Raw genomic sequence first — 17,481 nt, 5'->3', positions numbered from 1 at the left:
ACACGCATGCGACGCAAAAAACATCCCGGCAGCGTTGTTACGCGCCGCCGGGATCAAGGCATCGCCGGCAACAACCGGCGATGGGCCTGAGGGTTCGCTCAGGCACGAGGAAAGCAATTCGTACGGATCGGGCGAACGGATGTCGGGGTGCGAACGAGTGCCGTCGCGCAGCCCGCCGAACGCCTGTCCGGTTCCGCCGACGCAACCTTCCGGCGTCGAGGGGCAAAAAGCCCCCGCTCCTGCGCGAGCGAGCGGGGAAATGGTTGACCGGGCCGGGGAAGAACGGTCAACCGGTCAAATTGTGATCGCGGGTCGCGCGACGGTCTGTGCGGCAACTCACCCTTTAGTGACAACGTGACGGCAACCGGCATGCTCGCGTCCCGGCGCATATCGTCATGATTCAAGCGCGACGCGTTGCTTGCCGGCCTCGTTGACGGGAAACCGGTCGAGCGTTTCTTCGTATCGGCCGTCTTCGAACCGCATCGCAGTACAACCTGTCAGGCCGGCGGCAGTCGCCATTGCGACGGCCATCGACAGCGTTCTTTTTTCATTTCTGGCGTTTTATTTTGTATTAATTCAAGTGGAATTTTCAGGCCCGGGCGCAGTTTCCGGTAAGTCGCGAGTATTGTCAAAGCAGGATTATTCTATTTTTTCATACCAGGCGATTTCCACTCCGTTTTTCGTGCAGAATTTCGCGCACACAATGATCTGCGTCACGAAAACGCGCATTCTTTGCTACGACGAGCCACCGCAAAACCAGTCGGCAACCCAAGCGATCCAGTCGAGATTGCTGACGATTTCAATGGCGGCATCGCCGACGATTCCGGCTGTCGACGAATCTGTCGCCACCGTCCCGGTTACCATCGCGCTGGCCGTCGCAATTCCGGTCGATGCGACGGGCCTCGGATCGGCAAGCTGCTCCAGCCACGCGACGATATTGGCGCGTGCGTCTTCTTCATCGGCGAAATCATTGCGCGCCAGAAACCGATCGAACACGATCCACGCGAGCGTCTTGCTTCGCGTCTCGGATTCGAGCTGCCTGTCGACAACGACGGTACGGCCGGACTCCGTGATTTCGAGCGTCGCGGTGAAACGGCAATCGAGATATTCGATCTCGAGTTTCGACGACATGGCTTCTCCGCTCAATCCGCTCTCTCGATTTTTATGATGCCCGCGCCAGACGTGCTTCGCGACACTGTGTGAATCTTGCGTGAATTTCACTCGGGACGCCATTCTCGCTGGCGTTATCGCGATATTCTCGCGAATTGTCGATATGAACGGTCGACGTATGACCGCTCTCATCTTTTTTCCACTCTTTCGATGGTGCCGTCAGCCGCTCCGTTTTCCTGTTTCCGGTATCGACGTGCTCCGCAGCCGTCATCGCGCTGCTAAACTCGAATCACAAAGACCGCTTGCGCCACCAGAGGAAATCATGACGCTCGCTCACGCACGACAAAGCGGCGTAGATGTCTGGATCGTCCAGCTTCCCGGGCACGCGCCCTATGCCTACACGCACCTCAAGCGGGTATTCTCGTCCGACGACTCTCGACATCGGGTCGTGACGATCGACCTGAAGAAACTGCTGGCCTGCGCCGACCGCGACACCACCGACTATGTGCTGCCGTCGGTTCAGTACTGGGCGCCTGGAAAGGCCGCGGGCATTCGCGAATTCCTCGATCCGAACCGGGAGCGGATTCCGGACATGCCGTTCATCACGTTTCGCGAGACGAGAACGCGGACATTGCTCGGCATTCCCGGCCTGTCGAAAATCGGCGTCGCATCGTTCCGTAACGGCCAGCATCGCGCGCGCTATCTCGCGCATGCCGGTGCCACGATCTTGCCCGTCGAAATCCACGAGACCGAAGCCGATTTGCTTGTGCGGTATTGCGGCGAGTGAAGTCAAAGTCCGGGCGGCTTTCATCTGGTGCTTCCATCGCGGCCACCCGCAGCCGCCCTCGCTTTCCGCCGCTCGTGTCGATGTCGGCAAGCGCTCAAGCCTGGATCGCGTAAATCCGGTCGGTGACTTCCGTCCGGCCGATGCGGCTGGTTTCGACACCGGCCAATTGCCAGCCGTTGTGTTCGTAGAACCCGATCGCACGCACGTTGCCCTCGAGCACCTGCAGATGGACCTTGTCCACGCCGATCGACCGGGCCCATGCGCGAACGGCTTCGATCATGCGCTTGCCGGTGCCGCCGCCGTGATGCGAAGGATGGACGTGCAGGCAGTCGAGCAACACACCAAGCGCCGGGTCGACGGGGCGTTCGGCGCTGACGAAGCCGACCGGCTCGCCATTCGACTCGGCAATCAGCACGAGGCCCCACTCGTTCTCGTTTCTATCGAAGTATTTGCGCCACCGGACCGCATGTTCCGTCGGCACCTCGTCGGACAGATAGCTGGCCGGAAGGATGTGGCTATAGGCGGTTTGCCAGCTCAGCGTGTGCAGGCGAGCGATGTGGTTCGCATCGTGTGGCGTGGCCGCGCGCAGTGTGGTCCGGGTGACCGGCATCGGTAGCAACTCCTTCTGCAGATTTTCTCGGTCGACATGTGTCGTCGCAAAATATACCGTGCTTTGCGAGATGCATTTCGCAGGGGCCCGTCGTCGGGAGATCGCCACGCGGGCAAAAAAAATCCCGACACCTTCTCCGGTCGTCGGGATCGAACGGCCCTGCAAAACCATGAGGGCACGAGGAAGGTCACACATTACACGCATGTAAGACTGTTGCTCTTTGTCGATTTGCGCCAAACCTCTGTTCGATTCCGCCAATCAATCTGTTATGAACGGGCGTAAACGAAAAAAGCCTGCCCGCGTTTTGCGCGAACAGGCAAGAAAACGGATCAGCATTCGAGGCACGAGGGCTGTCCAGGCAAGATAACGGCACGATGGCCGGGAACCTTAGGCGGGTAAGGAAGCGTTGCGGGTAAACTGGTACGAACGTTGTCGGCGCAACGACAAGGAAACGCGAAACGAAGCAGGCCCAGGCCTTCTCCGGCATCACATTGCAGATGCCGGACAAGCGGTGGTATCGGCCGATACCACGCACGAACACGCGCCCGACTTCGACACCCGCCCTCGTTGCTTCGTCTGATTTCCGATATTCGGTATCGAAGTCATATCGCCGCGGCGACTCGATTCCGTCTTTACTAACCAGAACGTTCGGCGGCCACATGCTACCCGGCGCCGGCTGCACGGACTCGACGATGATTTCGTAACCGTCGAATTCCTCGCCATTGCATTTGATTCTCTTGTGCAAAGGGTGTCCCCTTACATGCACTTGATGTTGCTGTCGCGCAGCGCGCTTTACGCAATTGCTCTTTTGAAGCGCAAGGCCAAAATGGCATCGCGATTGTTTCGTTGAATACGGGGATGCCACTTCGTTAAAAACGCCGTGACCAAGACACACGACGGCTGTGTCCGAACGCCAGAAAGCAAAAAGCCCGGTTCATCGAACCGGGCTTTTTGCTTGAATTTGTTGGGGTGGCTGATGGGACTCGAACCCACGACGACAGGAATCACAATCTTTATACAATTTTGTTATATTTCATAGACTTAGACGGGTACATTGGAACATGCGATGTCGCGAGAGCCTTGTCTGGCGTCGCGAAAATTCCTCATCTTCCAGAGAAATTCACCTCATTCGGCTGCCGCTGGCTCAGCCGCCATGTCCTCCGCCGGGTACAGCTGCAGCATCGCGCGCGCCGCCTCGACGTTCGACGTCGTCAACCATTCCTCCCAATCGTCGGGCCGAAGGATGACGACCGACCGCTTCTCTTCGCCGGGCCGGTGCATGTGCTTCATGATCGGGTGCTCGTCGCCGTTGACCGTGATCATCGCCATGGTGTGCTGCTCGGTGCCGTCCGGCCGCGGCAGCGTGCGCCAAATCCCGGCGACGCATAGCGGCCGCCAGCCGGCCAGGCCGATCCGGTATCGGATGTGCTTCCCCGTCTCCCAGTTCGGCTCGTAGATCCATTTCGCGGGAATCAGGCAGCGGCGGCCGGCACGCCACGTCGGCCCGTACAGCGGCGACTTGCCGAGGTTGTCGTCGCGCACGTTCATCGTGCTGCGCATGATCGGCAGCTTGCGGCCCTGCTCCTTCGCCTTCTCGACGTTGGCTTTCTGCAGCGCGCGCGGCCAGAAGCCGAAGTTGGCGATCAGCGGCCTGAACTGCCCATCGACGTAGCCGACGATCGGCGCGTCGTAGTCCTGGTAGATCTCAGGTTTCCACGGCGTCCAGCGGTACAGGTCCCGAAAACTGTCGATCTTGAGCTCGCTCAGGCCTGGGTCCTCGCCCGGCGCGACGTAGTTCGTGCACATCGCCGTCCCCAATTTTCGATCTTGACGGCCCTATCTTACATCGGGATACACTGTGTTTTTATACAGTGGTGCAGCCGTGATCAAGCCGCAGTGGGCCTACATCTGGGAGTACGGATTCCGGGGCGAGAAGAACCGCCTAAGGACCCCGGTCGAACTCACCAAACGCGAATTTGAGCACTGGATCGACGAGGACCCGCGGTCGGTGTTCCTCGGTACATCCGCACCGATAGAAGCAACCAGGATCGATCGCAACCGGGTTCCTCTAACGGATCCACGGTTCAAACTGCGGCCGGAGGTGCCTGAATTTGACGCGCCGACGGACGCCGAGCTGCGCGCGCTATGGCGGGAGTACACCGACCTTCAGGTGCGGTGGCTGATCCTCGAAATCCGTGCGCTACGGAAGTCGCTCGAGCGCATCGAGGCCTGGTACCTCTACACCGACAAGAACGTCGCGAACAAAGGCGACCTTGCCGGCGCGCAGGGCCAGTTGTATCGGCTGATGCATCTGCTGCGCGACGAGATGCGGCGGGCCGGGATGCGGTAGTGCGGGGCTTAAAGGGGCTCGGACGATCGCGCGATGGGTCTGACCTAGCGACGCACCTGTGGCATTCTGGACGTTCGTCGCACTGGAGGCCGACATGCGCACAATTGCGGAAGAATTCAGCAATTCCGACGATGACTGGTTTGGCTTCGCCTCGGCGCAGGACCGGGGGGACGGCCGTTCGCTGCGGGCGTACCTGCTGCGTTACGCGGACCGCATCCCGGAACACCATGTCGTCGTAAACGTCGAGCTGGTGCTACGAACGCAGTACCCGCCTCGCGGCGTTCGTCCCCCGTACCTGATCGTCACCCACTTCGATCCGGGGCACTCGACTGACGTGCGGCTTACATGGAAGCGCAACGTCGAGGAACTCCGGTTCGATTCCAAGACCACGTACGTCGAATGCGGATACGAAATTTTCGACTCGTTCAGCGACGTCACGATGGACCTGACCGCGCGCGGATTCTACCTCGAGCCGATCAACTAGCCCCTACCGCTCCCGGCACCGCCTGCGGTCACGTTGGCCGCTCGACCAAGCTCACCCGCCAGTCCCCGCCGAATTCGAACGCCGGAGCCTCAACCATATCGACGCCCCAGAAGTCCGTGAACGGCTTGATGTCCGGCATGCAATACCAGTGCGCACGTCCGTCGGCATCCATGGCCCACCATCGAGCGGTCTTCGGGGCCACTTTCCAGTTGATCGCGGGGTTATCCATTAGAACCTCCGTCACCAAGGCAACGAAAGTCTAGTAGATCAACGTGTCGGCGTCGGCGCGTCGTAGTCGCGCTCGCACTGCTGGCTGTAGATTCTGGACAGCGCCGCGATTACGCTCGCAATCGCGAGGTCCGTGATGCCCGGGAACGGAAGTGCCGCGCTCGAAAAGCGGGCCGAGTTTGTCGACGCGTGCGCGGATGGGCACGAGGCTAAGATCGTGCCGATGTCAACAGACCCGCCGCCGTAGGGTAACATTCGGGCGAAAACAAACTGCGGGGCAATATGGCACCAAATAATCAGAACGCATTTACCGCGATGCGGCTGCTCGCGGCATATGCCGTCATCCTCACACACAGCTACGTTGTGCTTGGGCTTCCGCATGATTGGCTGGAACGGCATGGCTTTCCGCAATTCAGCGAGTTCGGTGTGAACGCTTTCTTCGCGATTAGCGGATATCTGGTCTGCAAGTCGCTGCAGCGCAATCCGCACCCACTGGTATATCTGCGCAACCGCGCGCTGCGAATCTTCCCGGGACTAGCGGTATTGCTGCTATTGACGATCTTCGTCGCCGGTCCGCTCATGACGCATACGTGGTTTCCGGACTGGCTCACATACCTGACGAACCTGTCGCTGTTCCGACTCGTCCCTACCCTGCCGCACTTCTTCACAACGAACCCGGTCGACGTCATAAACGGCTCGCTGTGGACTCTATCGCTCGAGGTGACATGTTACCTGCTGCTACTCGGCGTATCGTGGGCGGGGGCGCTGAACTGGCGAGGAGTGCTGCTGATGCTGGTAGGATTTTACGCAGCGCTGATGGGCGATATGCTATGGGCTGAGGGAACGATGCTCGGTGTGAAGACCTTCCAACTCGCGCGGCTCGGCGTGTTCTTTTGGGGTGGAGCGTTCCTTGCAACCGTGGCGCTGCCCCGCAGTTGGATCTTATGGGTAGCTTCCGTCTTGCTCGCGTTGCTGCCGTACTATCTGTTCGCTTCCATTCCCGACTGGAAGCTCCGGGCGTACGCGCTCACTCTGCTACTGCCATTCATCGTCATATTCGCGGCGGAACGTCTGCCGAAACTGGCGTTCTTGAACCGGTTCGATGTCTCGTACGGCGTCTACATCTACGGCTTCCTCGTTCAACAGATGCTGGTGTGGCACTTCGGTACAGGTATGGATCCAATCGTCCTGTCGCTACTCTCCATCGCGATCGTGACCCCGATCGCCATGGCCTCGTGGTTCTTGATCGAAAAGCCGGCGCTTACCCTGAAGAATGGCTTCGCTGGCGCGCGGGCAAAAGCAGCGCGGACTGCCTAGCGAATGAGGGCGCCAGCACGCTAGCTGAAACGCTACCCCACGCGGCCGCCCCTGAGGGAGCGGGCAACACGATGACCTGCCCGCTCCTCGAACCCGTCGTGTCGGGATTTGCACAAGAACCTTTGCAACGTGCGCGACCGCCGTCAGCGCGAGCATCGCGCCGCTCAATATCTTCTTTTATTTGGATTCCTCCGTCTGGTTGGTGGCGCCGGTCAGCGCGTCGTAGTCACGCTCGCACTGCCGGCCGGCGATGCCGCGTTGGTCAGCGATCGCTGCCAGCTCTCCCGACGTTTCGTCAGACCGGCCGAGCACGTCGGCAAGCAGATCGAGGGCGTCGCCGGTTGCCGGGCCTCCGGCGGCAGAGGCGGGATGGCGGGCGGCCGCGACGAGCTGGTCGACGCGCTGCTGCAGGCTGCCAGCGGCAGCACGAGCAGCAAAAGCATCCGCAAGCGCGGCAGTTCGTTGTTGGTTCGCATCTTTCGCAATCTCCGATTGGGCCGCGGTGCGGCGTTGTTCCTCCGCGCGCGCGGCATCCACCGCCTTCGCTTGAGCCGTCGCGGCGTCAGCCTTCATGCCCGCGATCTCGCGCGCGCTGATCAGGTGCTCACCGTAGACGCCGGCGGCAAAGCCAAGCAGCACAGCGAGCACATACGGCCAAACCAGCCTCAGAAGTGTCATTTCCGTTCCTTCGCGTGCAACTGCTTCAGCTCGTCCGGCGAGTAGACGAAGTCCGGAAGCAGGAACGCCTGCACGCTCCAGACCGGGTCGCTTTCCTCGTGCCGGCCGTGATCTTTGCCCCGGTGATGGAGCGCGCACAGCAGCAGTTGGTTGTAGGTCGAATCGACGAACGCCTCCGGCCGGGCCGGGTCGAACGCCTCCCAGTCGAAGCCTTGCGTCAGCCTGATCACGTCCCAGACGGGGTGCTGGCGCGGGATCGGCACGGTGCGCTGCAGCTTGTGGCTGAACATCGTGTCGACCTGGTTGAGCGCGACGCCGCGGATCCACTTCCAGTCGATCGCGTGCGAGAACGCCCACTCAAAGAACCGGTGATGCGACTCGACGGCCTGGTCGTCACCGCATACCGCGCAGACGTAGCCGCCGGCTGCCTTCATCTCGCGCTTGCTCGCGCGGAACGTCGGCGACTCGGTACGCGGCTCGTGATCCGGGTAGAAGACATCCTCGGCGAATGTGCGCCGCGTCTCGTGGGTCTTCGTGGTCGTCATAGGCCGCGCTCGCAGAGGGCACGCTCTTCCGCGCGCCGTTTCACCAGACCGGGCAGCACGCGGCCGCCGGCCGTCACCCATTGCGGCCGACCGTTGTCCGCCTCGTTCATCGCGCGGCACGCGCCCTTCCATTCGCCGGCGTTGAACCGCTTCGCCGTCGTGCTGCTGCAGTACGCGCCTGCGCCGACGTTGTACACGCCGCCGGCTTTCTTCCCGTCGACGAGCACGTTCCAGCGCTTCTTCGACTTCGCGTCGTCAGCCACCTTCAGCGGCCAGAGCGCCTGGTACTCGTCGGATGCGACGATGTCGCGCGCCGTCTCGCTGTTCAACAGCGCGAGGTCGTCCGAGTAGCTGATGTGCAGGAACCGCGCGCGCGGGTTCAGCGCGAGGCCGCGCGCGATCAGGTTGATCGCGACCAGCTCGGTCTTCGACGAGCCCGGCGGCACGTTGATGACGACGTTCTTCAGCGTGCCGTCGATCACGCGCTGCACCGTGTCGGCGATCAGCACGTGGTGCCAGTTGACCCGGAACTTGATCGCCTGCCGGTGCTTGAAGAAGTACCTGCTGAAGAACAGGTGATCCCGCTCGCACTTCGCCTTCAGGACGGCCCGCTCGATGGCGGGGTCAATACTCGTCTTCGAGTTTGGCGACGGCGGCTGCGACCTGGCTTTCATCGACGACGACCGTCCTGTTCTCGATCGGGCCGCCGTTCTCCCCAGTGTGTTCGAGGCGGCGCCGGTTCGTGTAGGCGTCGCCGGATTCCTTCGCAGCCTGTTCGAGCAGCTGCGCCATCAGCGGCAGGTTGTTGCGTCGCTCCGCTTCCGCGACGGCTCGGTCGAGCGCGCGCAGGCGCACCGCACGGTGCGACACGCCGATGCGCGATGTGTCGCTAAGGAACTCCGCGCGCGTACGCTCGAATATCTCGCGGTACTTCTTGCTGAGCGTTGCGCCGGCCCGCTTCGTCGGGTCGTAGCGCTCGCATTGCTGCGACGACACCTCGACGCCGAACTCATCGCGCACGGCCTTCGCGGTGCGCGAGATCGTGTCGAAGCACGCCAGCGACTGCACGATGAACACCTTGATCGGGTCGGGAAGTGCTGCCATAGCGGGAAAACGGTCGGGTTATGCGGCCCGCAGGATGCAGGTGCCGCAAGCGCGCGCGATGTCGGCGTGGCCGACCTCCGGCGAGCGCTGGGCTGCGGCGACGAGCTTCGCGGTGTCGCCGGCGCCGCCAGCCACGCCATAGCGCCGGACGATGCCGACGAATTCCTCGACGTCGTGCCCTCGGATGCCGAGCTTCGGCATGCCGTCCTTCGTGAAAGCCGGCGCGCCGAACTCGTCGGTGCGCTGGCCGATGTGATACAGCTCGTGCTCGACGAGCGCGCACCACTGCAGGTCGTTGCACTCGCGCGCGTAGTGCGCGTCGAGCGTGATCAGGAACGCCGGCACGCGGCCGAACCATTCGAGGTACTGCTGTTCCTGCCGGGCGCGCTGCCAGCCGCCGGCGCGGATCGTCACCTCTTCGCACTGGCCGACGACGCGCCGCATCTGGCGCACGTTCTCGACGGCCGCCCAGAGGTAGGCGACATCAGCGCCGATGAGGTGCTCGTGGTCAGGGTTGTGCAGCGGCGCGCCATCGCGCAATAGCGTCTCGTTCACCCATTCGGAGACGCCATCGGCCGGCGTGATGTGCCGGATCCAGTTCGAGTCGTCGAAGAGGATGTCGGGCGGCACCGGACGAGATACTGGTAACACATTCGCTATCGCGGCAGATCTGCTCATCTTGTGACATCTGCAGTTTGATTCGAATAATGAAACGCTCAAGTCAATTCCGCCAATTTTATTCAAATAGCGAAATTATTAAGATAATTAAACGGCGTTGACTTAAATCACTCGATTAACGCAATATCCTCATGGCCGCGTGCTTAGAACGCGGTCGCGGAAAATCGTCTAATAAGCGCAAACAGGAGAGCATTAATGACTACCGCACGAGCAACCGAACAGGCCGTCGAACTCGTCAAAACAGCACTCGCATCCGGTTTGGTCGCACCAGCCACCGGTGACCGGTGGTTCACTGACCCTGCCAAAAATGGAGAGCAACTCGGACAATTTATCGGCGCAACCGTGGCCAAGATCGCCAAGGAAATAGACGCGCTGTAGGAATCGGGACTATTAAAAGTCGGTTTAGATCCAGCCGACCCAGTAAAAAGCCCGCTGACTTTCGCTCAGCGGGCTCAACGAATCTGGTGCCAGCAGGGCGGCGGAAACCCGTCTGCACCTTTCGGCGCGCTGGCTGATCACCTCGCCGCGTCTTTCCCGCCGGCGCAGCTAAGGCCGGGTCGAGTATAGCGCGGCACACCACGACGAAAAAGCCCGCTGGCTTGTCGGCTCAGCGGGCTTTGGTCGCAACTCTGCAATGTGACGAAAATTTATACCCTGTCCGCCACATTTGCAAGGGGAATTTTCGCCGTACCCCTTACGCCTCAACGGCCTCCGCGATCGTCACGTTGTTTCGCTCGAAGAGCGGCGTCAGCCGCTTCACGGCCTGGTGCTCCAGCTCGACGAGCCGCCTCCGGATGATCTGCGCGTTCCGCTCGAGCGTTCGAACCGTGACGTGCGTCTCCTCGGCGATTTCACGATACGACAGCCCGTCTTGGCGCAGCCGCACCTGCGAATGGCCTGCGATCAGCGCCATGATCGCCTTGCCGTTCGTCACGGTGAGCGACGGCCGCAGATACGTGCGCATCTCGACCAGCGCCCGCTTCCACTCGGCCGACGGCGGGATTCCCGGGTCTGCTGCGCGCGTGGCGCTCGCCGGCCGCGCGGGCATGCCGCAGGCGTATCGCAGCCACACGGCATTGCGTTCCGGCTTCAGCAGGTGATCGCGCACCGCGCCGACGACCATCGCGCACTGGGCCCGGATTTCGTCACCGCTCAGCCCGTCGAAGTTGATCGTGCCCGACGAGGTGCCGTACAGGTATTCGAGGAATTCAGCCTGCCGGTCACTGAGACGGCCGACCGATTCGAGGATCTGGATCAGCGCCAGGCGGAACTGCTGCTTCTGCCGCGGCGGCAGCGACGTCACGAGAAAGCTGACGTGCAGCGCCTGCTGCGTGTTCTCGAAGATGGCGATCACCGGCCACCCCGCGTCATCATCGCCAGCGCTTGGCGCGTGTTCAGCTCGGCCATGTAGCCCGATAGGTTGCTCGTGAAGTCCGGCCGGATGCGCGTGTCGACGTGCGAGCCCGGCGAGCGGCTCGTGCCCGCGAGCGAGTACATCCGGCCGCGGCTCGCCGAATGGCAGTCGAGCCGCGCGAGCGCGACGTCGAGCGACAGCAGCTGGCGCACCGACGAAACGGGGTGCTTCAAGCGGCGTGCGAGGTCGTGCGCCGAATACCGGACGCCGGGCTTCATGGCCGCGATCATCGCGTTGATGGTGAGTTTGCTTTTAGCTTTCAAGGCCCCGCTCCTTATGCTGACTTCAGATTCAATTCGATCGCCTCGATGCGCACGCCCGGCGTGCGCGCGTAGCGCTTCGACACCCAGAGGTCGACGACCTGGCCATCGTCGACGTACACCACTCCGTTCATGCCGTCCTTCAACGCCTTGACAACGTTGTCGGCGTCCGGCTTCTTCGTCGCGCCGATGGCGCCGGCGGCCGCTTCGCCCTGACGCTTCATCGACCAGCTCGCCGGGATCGGCAGGCCGATGTGCACGATCAGGCGGATCGGGCCGGCGTAAGGCGACGCGCTGCGCATCGCCGCGCGGGCGGCCATCTTCACGAGGTTCTCGTACCGCTCCGTCTCCTCGGGCGTGTAGACCCTGACGTGGGCGCCGCGGCGCGCGAACTTCGGGCGGCCCTTCGCGATCGGTGTGCCGGGAACGACGAACTCGACGCGCTGCGCGATTGGCGAGGCAGTGATGAGGGATTGCTGGGTCACTTCACGCCCCTCCCGTATTGCTCAGCAGGCTCCCAATACGCTGCCTTCCAACGCTCGTATGCCTCTTGCGGCGTGCTGCCCAAGCCCGTTGCACCGTTCGAGCGACAAACCCACTCGAAACCGATGTGCGAGCGAAAGATCGCGCGGAAAATGCGGGGCTTCGTCATGCCGTCACCTCGTCTTCCACGTCGTCCGTCACGGGCACGCCGCTGATCGGGCGCAGGTTCACGTCGCAGCATTGCCCCTCCCGCGATGGCGAATCAGGCCGAGAGCGGTCGCCGTCGAGAAAGCGCGGAAGCGAAACGACCATGCGCACGTTCCAAACGAAACGGCCGTTCCTCGTGCCCCACGGGCTCAACACTTCGCAGACATGCCCGGCATTCACCCCTTGGATCAGGACTGCCATGTCGCCGACTTTGCAGTTCATCGCCCTTCCCCCATCAAAGCGCCGGCCGCGACCGGGCCAGCAGTGTTGCGAAACGCGCGGTTGTGGTCGTCCCACCACGGGCCGTCGCCCGCGGCGTCGAACACGCGCAGCTTGAAATCGAACGGAGGTTCGTCGCGGCCCTGCTCGACGCCGAGCGTGCCGCCGTGCTCGACGATGCCGGTCCACGAGCGCCACCAGTCGCCGACGGTGCGTGCACCTGTCGCGGGCTTCGCGGCGCGCGCGGCGAGCAGGTCGCCGAGGATCAGGTCGAGCAGCCCGGCGTTGAGCGGCTGCTCGGAGCGCTCGCGCTCCCGGCGCTTGCGCCCCGTAGCAATGGCCGCGCGCAGGTCGTCGGCCGTCACGCCGCGACCGGGCCAACCGGCCAACCGCGTGTCGTCGGCGGCGAAGCCGACGCCCGACGAGCGAAGGATTTCGACGAAAGCGGCGGCGGCGATCGGCGGTTCTTCCCCACCTCCCTGTGCTGTGCCGCCGCCGCTTGCTGTGTTTACATCTCCCTCTCCCTCTCCCTTGCGATCGGGGGGCGAATCGGGGGGCGATTGCGTTGGTGATCGGGGGGCGATCGGATCGGGATCGCGACGCGAATCGGATACGATCTCCCGGACCTGCTTTTTTCGCAGCCATTCGGATTGCGGGGCGATCGCTTTCAGGAGGTTCGCAGCCTCGACGATCTGGGCGCGTACGGCTACGGTGTCGACCTCGATACCCCAGCGCTTCGCGTTGCCGGTGGTGCCGGATAAGCTGCTGGTCAGCTTCGATACCCACGCTTCGAGCACCTTCTCGGCGACGACAGGGTGATAGAGGCGGCCGTCGGCGCACTTCACCCAACCGCGCAGCGCGTGTTCCTTCACGCGTTTCCAGTTCTTCGACTGGGACAGATGGCCGAGCATGCGGTCGTCGGCCGGCAGGCTCGCGGCCGGGATCTGATGCCAGCTCTCGAGCCACAACGTGATCGCGGCCGCGCGCTCGTCGCCGTTGCCGAGGATCCACGTTTCGGACGTCAACAGGCGCTTCACCTCGAGCGGCATGAACGGAAAATCGCGGAGGTTGCAGTCCGCTGGGGTGAGAGGATTCGGGAGGTCGTTCATTCGCAAAGTCCATACGCCGAGGCGCATGCGGTCGCCGACTCGGCGTCCGCGAAAAGGTCTCGTTGGCGCGCGAGCGCCTCACGATCAGCCGCCGCTGCGGCGACACGCGACAATTCATGCTCGATGCGCGCCCGTGCGATATCGATGTATTCGAGCGCGAGGTCGATACCGACGAATCCGAATCGTTCACGCACGCACGCCTTCCCGGTCGAGCCTGAACCCATGAACGGGTCGAGCACGGTGCCACCGGGAGGCGTGACGAGCCGGCAGAGGTAGGCCATGAGGTCAGTCGGTTTCACTGTCGGGTGATGGTTGCCGTTGCGCGCCGGCCAGTCTGCGTCCTCCCGCTCGCGCATCGTCGCGCCGCTGGCAACGGCCGGCGCGTCGCTGCCGCCGACGCCCTCGTTGCGGTCCGCGCGCGTCGCCTTAGCGCAGTAGAAGAAGCGCGCGGCCGAACCGCTATCGCCGAACCCCGTAACCGGAATGCCGCCGTTGAAATGACCGAAGGCATTCCCTTTTCCGCCGGATTTCATGCCGGATGGCTTGCCGCTCGTTTTCTCGCCGAACCGCACGAACGCCTCGAGCACTTCCGGCGAGCCGTCGTGGATCACGTTTGCGGGCCAGCGGCCCAGCGCTTCCGCCTTCTCGACGTTGCCGCGCACGCGCTCGGCGTGGGCCGCGCGAGCCGCCTCATCGTTCATCCACGGTCGCGTCCATCTGTCACGCACTGTCCTACGTCGCGGTCAATTACCCCGAGTTCGCTCGGGCTGCCGTCGAGCTGAAGGGCTACATCGGCGAACAGCTCGGCTCCCCGTTCAGCGGGCTGGATTCGTGGCAGGCTCGCAACGAATTCGGCAATCGCGGCTACGCCCAGCGCCGCCTCGACCGCCTCGCGTGGATCGACTGGATGCTCGACGAGCCGAAGGAGGCATGATGGACACGACCAAGACCGGCGGCCCGGCGTTTCCGTCGACCACGAAGACGTACACCGCTGACAACGGCGACACGATGCACCAAGGCGCAAACGGCATGACGCTGTGCGACTACTTCGCCGCGAAGGCGATGCGGCCACTAACGCTCTCGATGAAGAGCGCCCGCGAGGAAGAAATGCGCAGCATGGCGCGTGAGGCGATACGCGATCGCAGACGCCATGCTCCGCGCGCGAGGTGAAGCATGAACGAGATCAAGCACACGCCGGGACCAGTCGGCTTCGTCAACGAATCTGCGCTGAAGCTGATGCTGTCGGGCGAAAGCGCGCAGTGCAGGCTGTCGCGCATGAAGTCGGGTCGCATGGCCTATCCACTGTTCGACGAGTCTGTCGCGAGCGACGCGCTGATGGCCCTCGAACTCGTCGCCGCCGAGGACGAAGCCGCGCGCCACAACGGGCGCCCGCTGCTCACCTCCGGCGTCCTCCTCGCCATCGATGCCGTGCTGATCAAGGCCGGCCGGAAGAAAGTGCCGGCACCGGTCCGGCACATCACGGTCGCAGGAGGTGTCTCAAATGAATGAGCACAAACACACGCTCGGCCAAGCATGGCTGCAGCGCACGAAGGAACTGGTGCAGGAGCGGGCCGATTCGAGCTTCGCGTATGGCGAATTGCCGTCCGACGTGGGCGAAACCGAGTCGGCCGACGCTTACGCGCGCTCGCTCGCGGCCGATCGGTCGCTCGACGCGCACCTTCAACCGATGGCACACCTGATAGACGCGCTGCACCTGGCCGTGGGCGTTCCTCTGTCGCTCATGCCGGGCATACGTCGGCCTGCACCCCTTCACGGCCATCCCACTCGGCACGCTGGCCGACGGTCCTACTCGTGACGCGCGGAAACGAGCGAAAGCGGCCTTCAACCCGATCTGGCAGTCCGGCCGCATGACGCGCACCGACGCATATATCTGGCTGGCTCGGCAGCTCGGCATCGCGAACCACGAGGAATGTCACATCGGCTGGTTCGACGTCGCGACATGCGATCGCGTCGTCACCGTCATTCAACAGGAGCCACCCCGATGACCGATACGCAAGACCCGCTCTGGCGCGCGCTCGCGCGCCTCGAACACACCGAGCTGAGCGACGACGAACGCAACCTTCTGCGGCCGGCGTTCGCCGCGATGCACGGCAGCCAGCCGTCCCCGCGCAGGCGGAGGAACCGGTGGCGATCCCGACTGGATGGAGGCTCGTGCCAATCGAGCCGACCGAGAGCATGGTTGTGAATGGTTTCGAATCGTGGCCCGCTGAGTTCTTCAGCGATCCCGAAGTATGGGACGCATTCGAAAAGATGACTGGCTGCCAGCAAGCCGCGCACAAAGCCCGGCTCTGCTACGCAGCCATGCTCGCCTGCGCCCCGCAGCCTCCCGCGCCGACTCCGTTCCAGCAGCGGGTGCAGCCGTGGATGCTTGCGTGCTTCGGCGCCGTGATCTCGGCGGACAAGCTCGAGCGCAATCACCGGTTCTTCGAGGAGGCCGGCGAGCTCGTGCAGGCGTGCGGCATGACGCGCGAGGAAGCGCATGCGCTGGTCGATTACACCTGGTCGCGGCCCGTGGGCGAGCCGAAGCAGGAGGTCGGCGGCGTCATGGTCACGCTGGCCGCGCTCTGCCTCGCGAACGGCCTGGACATGCACGCGGCCGGCGAGACGGAACTCGCCCGTGTCTGGACGATGGTCGAACAGATCCGCGCGAAGCAGGCTACGAAGCCTAAGCACTCGCCGCTGCCCGGCCCTTCGGAGCCGCGCACATCATATGCATGGCGCGACACGGGCCCGCTCGAATCTGGAGACGAAAGATGACCACCCACAACGGAAAAGGCCCCGCTCCCGAACAGGCGAGCGAGGCTGCGCAACAGCGGTCGGGAATGGACAGACCCTTCACGGAGGTTGTCCCGTCCGCCGAAGTCATTGTCGACGCGCGCGCCGGCGACGGCAATGAGACAAGTTCGAAAGTTAGCCGCGCTGATCCGCTGACGGAAGAATCGGCGCGGAAAACCGCGCATCGTATCTATTGCAACCTTGGATATTGTGGAAGCGACCCGCACTGCTTCAACGGGGCAGATTCGGTCACACAGCAGCGCTGGATTCGCGCGGTCAAAGATGCTGCGCCGCTATTCTGCTCATCCGCTGTCGAGCAGCCCGGATCGATCACGACGCAAATCGCACTCGCCGCAATCGAGACGTTCGAGATCGTCGGCGAGAGCAATGATTCGCGCGAGCCGAACGCCGACGACCGTTTCATCCTGACCGAGTTCATCGCGCACGCGTTCGGCGGCTTCCGCGTCGAGCAGCCCGCAGCAGCGCCGACCATAGAGCACAACTTGCAAGGGATCGCTCGCATCGATCTTGAACTGGTCGAGCGTGAGGCGCGTGCGTTTGCCCGTACCCCACCGGCACCCGCGCCGACCGACGAGCGAGCGGCGTTCGTGAAGCTGATGGGCTACGACCGCCCTGAAACGGAAGGCGTTGCCGTGGACGTGTGGGACAGCCAACGTGCGACGTGGCTCGAAGCGCTCGCCTTTGCCCACGCCCCCCTCCGCGAACGCGACAGGACGGAAGGAACGATGGCGCTGCCGCATTGGTTCGAAACGTTCCTGACGAACGTGTGCGAAATCCCTGACCGCAACAGCCCTGAAGGTGAACCGGATGCGATTGTCGCGACGCTGGACGAGCTGCGCGACTGCGCGCTCAACGCGATCGAGCAATGCGGATCGTGGGCCGCCCCCGCGCAGGCGGCGGAACCGGTTGGCGAGATCGTCGCGTTCGGGCCGGATCTGAAGGAGGTTTCGTGGCGTGCCGGGAAGATGCCCGAGATCGGCACGAAGCTCTACGCCGCCCCGCAATCTCCCGCGCAGGCAGAGGCTCTGGAGGGGCTGACGACCGATCGCGCGTTTGCGCTGTACATGCTTGCGCGCACAAT

At 63.2% G+C, this 17,481-nt stretch carries 27 protein-coding genes and 1 pseudogene; 11 read left to right on the top strand and 17 right to left on the bottom strand.

Annotated features, from left to right (window positions below; all coding sequences use genetic code 11):
- Positions 1-393: 393 nt before the first annotated feature.
- Both JMF86_RS07660 and JMF86_RS07655 read right to left on the bottom strand, forming a co-directional pair.
- Positions 394-531 (bottom strand): hypothetical protein, encoded by a 138-nt coding sequence (locus tag JMF86_RS07660; protein WP_201316904.1) that lies wholly within the window; start codon positions 529-531, stop codon positions 394-396.
- A 204-nt stretch (positions 532-735) separates the two neighbouring features.
- Complete coding sequence (locus JMF86_RS07655; RefSeq protein WP_201316903.1) at positions 736-1,131, bottom strand: hypothetical protein; 396 nt, start codon at positions 1,129-1,131, stop codon at positions 736-738.
- 301 nt (positions 1,132-1,432) lie between these two features.
- Between JMF86_RS07655 and JMF86_RS07650 the strand changes: the two genes are divergently transcribed.
- Positions 1,433-1,897, top strand: a complete 465-nt coding sequence (locus JMF86_RS07650; protein ID WP_027807372.1) for a hypothetical protein — start codon at positions 1,433-1,435, stop codon at positions 1,895-1,897.
- Positions 1,898-1,991: 94 nt separating this feature from the next.
- Here the strand turns inward: JMF86_RS07650 and JMF86_RS07645 are convergent, their stop codons facing one another.
- The 3 genes from JMF86_RS07645 to JMF86_RS07635 form a co-directional block, all read right to left on the bottom strand.
- Entirely contained in the window at positions 1,992-2,507 is a 516-nt protein-coding gene (locus JMF86_RS07645; RefSeq protein ID WP_201316921.1) for a GNAT family N-acetyltransferase, read from the bottom strand.
- Positions 2,508-2,694: 187 nt separating this feature from the next.
- Positions 2,695-3,252, bottom strand: a complete 558-nt coding sequence (locus tag JMF86_RS35000) for a DUF6566 family protein (RefSeq protein ID WP_236593003.1) — start codon at positions 3,250-3,252, stop codon at positions 2,695-2,697.
- 380 nt (positions 3,253-3,632) lie between these two features.
- Complete coding sequence (locus tag JMF86_RS07635; protein ID WP_201316902.1) at positions 3,633-4,313, bottom strand: SOS response-associated peptidase family protein; 681 nt, start codon at positions 4,311-4,313, stop codon at positions 3,633-3,635.
- 52 nt (positions 4,314-4,365) lie between these two features.
- Between JMF86_RS07635 and JMF86_RS07630 the strand changes: the two genes are divergently transcribed.
- Both JMF86_RS07630 and JMF86_RS07625 read left to right on the top strand, forming a co-directional pair.
- The gene (locus tag JMF86_RS07630) at positions 4,366-4,857 is read left to right on the top strand and encodes a hypothetical protein (protein WP_201316901.1); all 492 of its coding nucleotides are present in this window, start codon (positions 4,366-4,368) and stop codon (positions 4,855-4,857) included.
- Between the two features lie 58 nt (positions 4,858-4,915).
- Positions 4,916-5,341 (top strand): hypothetical protein, encoded by a 426-nt coding sequence (locus tag JMF86_RS07625; RefSeq protein ID WP_059584185.1) that lies wholly within the window; start codon positions 4,916-4,918, stop codon positions 5,339-5,341.
- Between the two features lie 28 nt (positions 5,342-5,369).
- Here JMF86_RS07625 and JMF86_RS07620 read toward each other — a convergent pair whose 3' ends face one another.
- The gene (locus tag JMF86_RS07620) at positions 5,370-5,570 is read right to left on the bottom strand and encodes a hypothetical protein (RefSeq protein ID WP_059584186.1); all 201 of its coding nucleotides are present in this window, start codon (positions 5,568-5,570) and stop codon (positions 5,370-5,372) included.
- 281 nt (positions 5,571-5,851) lie between these two features.
- Here JMF86_RS07620 and JMF86_RS07615 point away from each other — a divergent pair, with 281 nt between their 5' ends.
- Positions 5,852-6,886 (top strand): acyltransferase, encoded by a 1,035-nt coding sequence (locus JMF86_RS07615; RefSeq protein WP_201316900.1) that lies wholly within the window; start codon positions 5,852-5,854, stop codon positions 6,884-6,886.
- 177 nt (positions 6,887-7,063) lie between these two features.
- Here the strand turns inward: JMF86_RS07615 and JMF86_RS07610 are convergent, their stop codons facing one another.
- Genes JMF86_RS07610 through JMF86_RS07585 form a run of 5 tightly spaced genes read right to left on the bottom strand, consistent with a single transcriptional unit; the run spans position 7,064 to position 9,891 of the window.
- Positions 7,064-7,564 (bottom strand): DUF2514 family protein, encoded by a 501-nt coding sequence (locus JMF86_RS07610; protein ID WP_201316899.1) that lies wholly within the window; start codon positions 7,562-7,564, stop codon positions 7,064-7,066.
- A complete protein-coding gene (locus JMF86_RS07605) occupies positions 7,561-8,109 on the bottom strand; it encodes a hypothetical protein (protein ID WP_201316898.1) in 549 nt (182 codons plus the stop codon). The genes JMF86_RS07610 and JMF86_RS07605 overlap by 4 nt, the downstream gene beginning before the upstream one ends.
- A complete protein-coding gene (locus JMF86_RS07595; protein WP_236593002.1) occupies positions 8,106-8,783 on the bottom strand; it encodes a glycoside hydrolase family protein in 678 nt (225 codons plus the stop codon). Before JMF86_RS07595 ends, JMF86_RS07605 begins: the two co-directional genes overlap by 4 nt.
- The gene (locus tag JMF86_RS07590) at positions 8,734-9,213 is read right to left on the bottom strand and encodes a DUF2280 domain-containing protein (protein WP_201316897.1); all 480 of its coding nucleotides are present in this window, start codon (positions 9,211-9,213) and stop codon (positions 8,734-8,736) included. The genes JMF86_RS07595 and JMF86_RS07590 overlap by 50 nt, the downstream gene beginning before the upstream one ends.
- Before the next feature lie 18 nt (positions 9,214-9,231).
- A complete protein-coding gene (locus JMF86_RS07585; protein ID WP_201316920.1) occupies positions 9,232-9,891 on the bottom strand; it encodes a putative metallopeptidase in 660 nt (219 codons plus the stop codon).
- 195 nt (positions 9,892-10,086) lie between these two features.
- On the opposite strand from JMF86_RS07585, the gene JMF86_RS07580 reads away from it, so the two are divergent.
- Positions 10,087-10,269, top strand: coding sequence for a hypothetical protein (locus JMF86_RS07580; RefSeq protein WP_156349303.1), 183 nt, complete (start codon positions 10,087-10,089; stop codon positions 10,267-10,269).
- 316 nt (positions 10,270-10,585) lie between these two features.
- Here JMF86_RS07580 and JMF86_RS07575 read toward each other — a convergent pair whose 3' ends face one another.
- The 6 genes from JMF86_RS07575 to JMF86_RS07550 form a co-directional block, all read right to left on the bottom strand.
- The gene (locus JMF86_RS07575; RefSeq protein WP_201316896.1) at positions 10,586-11,245 is read right to left on the bottom strand and encodes a hypothetical protein; all 660 of its coding nucleotides are present in this window, start codon (positions 11,243-11,245) and stop codon (positions 10,586-10,588) included.
- A complete protein-coding gene (locus tag JMF86_RS07570; RefSeq protein ID WP_124503277.1) occupies positions 11,242-11,568 on the bottom strand; it encodes a hypothetical protein in 327 nt (108 codons plus the stop codon). The genes JMF86_RS07575 and JMF86_RS07570 overlap by 4 nt, the downstream gene beginning before the upstream one ends.
- Before the next feature lie 11 nt (positions 11,569-11,579).
- Positions 11,580-12,050 (bottom strand): RusA family crossover junction endodeoxyribonuclease, encoded by a 471-nt coding sequence (locus tag JMF86_RS07565; RefSeq protein ID WP_201316895.1) that lies wholly within the window; start codon positions 12,048-12,050, stop codon positions 11,580-11,582.
- Between the two features lie 163 nt (positions 12,051-12,213).
- Entirely contained in the window at positions 12,214-12,477 is a 264-nt protein-coding gene (locus JMF86_RS07560) for a hypothetical protein (protein ID WP_201316894.1), read from the bottom strand.
- Positions 12,474-13,583: a DUF1376 domain-containing protein gene (locus JMF86_RS07555; protein WP_201316893.1), complete on the bottom strand. Its 1,110-nt coding sequence runs from the start codon at positions 13,581-13,583 to the stop codon at positions 12,474-12,476. The genes JMF86_RS07560 and JMF86_RS07555 overlap by 4 nt, the downstream gene beginning before the upstream one ends.
- Positions 13,580-14,284 (bottom strand): site-specific DNA-methyltransferase, encoded by a 705-nt coding sequence (locus JMF86_RS07550; protein WP_201316892.1) that lies wholly within the window; start codon positions 14,282-14,284, stop codon positions 13,580-13,582. Before JMF86_RS07550 ends, JMF86_RS07555 begins: the two co-directional genes overlap by 4 nt.
- Positions 14,285-14,516: 232 nt before the next feature.
- Here JMF86_RS07550 and JMF86_RS07545 point away from each other — a divergent pair, with 232 nt between their 5' ends.
- The 6 genes and pseudogenes from JMF86_RS07545 to JMF86_RS07520 all read left to right on the top strand — a co-directional run.
- Positions 14,517-14,753: a hypothetical protein gene (locus JMF86_RS07545; protein WP_201316891.1), complete on the top strand. Its 237-nt coding sequence runs from the start codon at positions 14,517-14,519 to the stop codon at positions 14,751-14,753.
- Positions 14,754-14,756: 3 nt separating this feature from the next.
- Positions 14,757-15,092 carry a hypothetical protein gene (locus tag JMF86_RS07540; protein WP_201316922.1) on the top strand — a complete coding sequence of 112 codons (336 nt, stop codon included), beginning with the start codon at positions 14,757-14,759 and terminating at the stop codon, positions 15,090-15,092.
- Positions 15,085-15,399 (top strand): hypothetical protein, encoded by a 315-nt coding sequence (locus JMF86_RS07535; RefSeq protein WP_201316890.1) that lies wholly within the window; start codon positions 15,085-15,087, stop codon positions 15,397-15,399. The genes JMF86_RS07540 and JMF86_RS07535 overlap by 8 nt, the downstream gene beginning before the upstream one ends.
- Positions 15,344-15,589 (top strand): zinc-finger-containing protein, encoded by a 246-nt coding sequence (locus JMF86_RS07530; protein WP_201316919.1) that lies wholly within the window; start codon positions 15,344-15,346, stop codon positions 15,587-15,589. The genes JMF86_RS07535 and JMF86_RS07530 overlap by 56 nt, the downstream gene beginning before the upstream one ends.
- 139 nt (positions 15,590-15,728) lie before the next feature.
- Positions 15,729-16,361 carry a hypothetical protein gene (locus JMF86_RS07525; protein WP_201316889.1) on the top strand — a complete coding sequence of 211 codons (633 nt, stop codon included), beginning with the start codon at positions 15,729-15,731 and terminating at the stop codon, positions 16,359-16,361.
- Positions 16,358-17,481 (top strand): annotated as a pseudogene (locus JMF86_RS07520) (hypothetical protein); the annotation flags it as partial. The gene JMF86_RS07525 and the pseudogene JMF86_RS07520, both read left to right, overlap by 4 nt.

Origin of the sequence: Burkholderia sp. E168m15 (assembly GCF_016586105.1) — a bacterium.
Classification (GTDB): Bacteria; Pseudomonadota; Gammaproteobacteria; order Burkholderiales; family Burkholderiaceae; genus Burkholderia; species Burkholderia orbicola.
This window is presented reverse-complemented; position numbering and strand designations above follow the sequence as displayed.

Coding starts and splice junctions, on each gene's coding strand:
- JMF86_RS07635 (WP_201316902.1), bottom strand. CDS start 4,313: ATGTGCACGAACTACGTCGCGCCGGGCGAGGACCCAGGCCTGAGCGAG.
- JMF86_RS07580 (WP_156349303.1), top strand. CDS start 10,087: ATGACTACCGCACGAGCAACCGAACAGGCCGTCGAACTCGTCAAAACA.
- JMF86_RS07655 (WP_201316903.1), bottom strand. CDS start 1,131: ATGTCGTCGAAACTCGAGATCGAATATCTCGATTGCCGTTTCACCGCG.
- JMF86_RS07595 (WP_236593002.1), bottom strand. CDS start 8,783: ATGAAAGCCAGGTCGCAGCCGCCGTCGCCAAACTCGAAGACGAGTATT.
- JMF86_RS07585 (WP_201316920.1), bottom strand. CDS start 9,891: ATGAGCAGATCTGCCGCGATAGCGAATGTGTTACCAGTATCTCGTCCG.
- JMF86_RS07550 (WP_201316892.1), bottom strand. CDS start 14,284: ATGAACGATGAGGCGGCTCGCGCGGCCCACGCCGAGCGCGTGCGCGGC.
- JMF86_RS07615 (WP_201316900.1), top strand. CDS start 5,852: ATGGCACCAAATAATCAGAACGCATTTACCGCGATGCGGCTGCTCGCG.
- JMF86_RS07545 (WP_201316891.1), top strand. CDS start 14,517: ATGGACACGACCAAGACCGGCGGCCCGGCGTTTCCGTCGACCACGAAG.
- JMF86_RS07620 (WP_059584186.1), bottom strand. CDS start 5,570: ATGGATAACCCCGCGATCAACTGGAAAGTGGCCCCGAAGACCGCTCGA.
- JMF86_RS07555 (WP_201316893.1), bottom strand. CDS start 13,583: ATGAACGACCTCCCGAATCCTCTCACCCCAGCGGACTGCAACCTCCGC.
- JMF86_RS07645 (WP_201316921.1), bottom strand. CDS start 2,507: ATGCCGGTCACCCGGACCACACTGCGCGCGGCCACGCCACACGATGCG.
- JMF86_RS07610 (WP_201316899.1), bottom strand. CDS start 7,564: ATGACACTTCTGAGGCTGGTTTGGCCGTATGTGCTCGCTGTGCTGCTT.
- JMF86_RS07660 (WP_201316904.1), bottom strand. CDS start 531: ATGGCCGTCGCAATGGCGACTGCCGCCGGCCTGACAGGTTGTACTGCG.
- JMF86_RS07540 (WP_201316922.1), top strand. CDS start 14,757: ATGAACGAGATCAAGCACACGCCGGGACCAGTCGGCTTCGTCAACGAA.
- JMF86_RS07535 (WP_201316890.1), top strand. CDS start 15,085: ATGAATGAGCACAAACACACGCTCGGCCAAGCATGGCTGCAGCGCACG.
- JMF86_RS07650 (WP_027807372.1), top strand. CDS start 1,433: ATGACGCTCGCTCACGCACGACAAAGCGGCGTAGATGTCTGGATCGTC.
- JMF86_RS07605 (WP_201316898.1), bottom strand. CDS start 8,109: ATGACGACCACGAAGACCCACGAGACGCGGCGCACATTCGCCGAGGAT.
- JMF86_RS07590 (WP_201316897.1), bottom strand. CDS start 9,213: ATGGCAGCACTTCCCGACCCGATCAAGGTGTTCATCGTGCAGTCGCTG.
- JMF86_RS07560 (WP_201316894.1), bottom strand. CDS start 12,477: ATGAACTGCAAAGTCGGCGACATGGCAGTCCTGATCCAAGGGGTGAAT.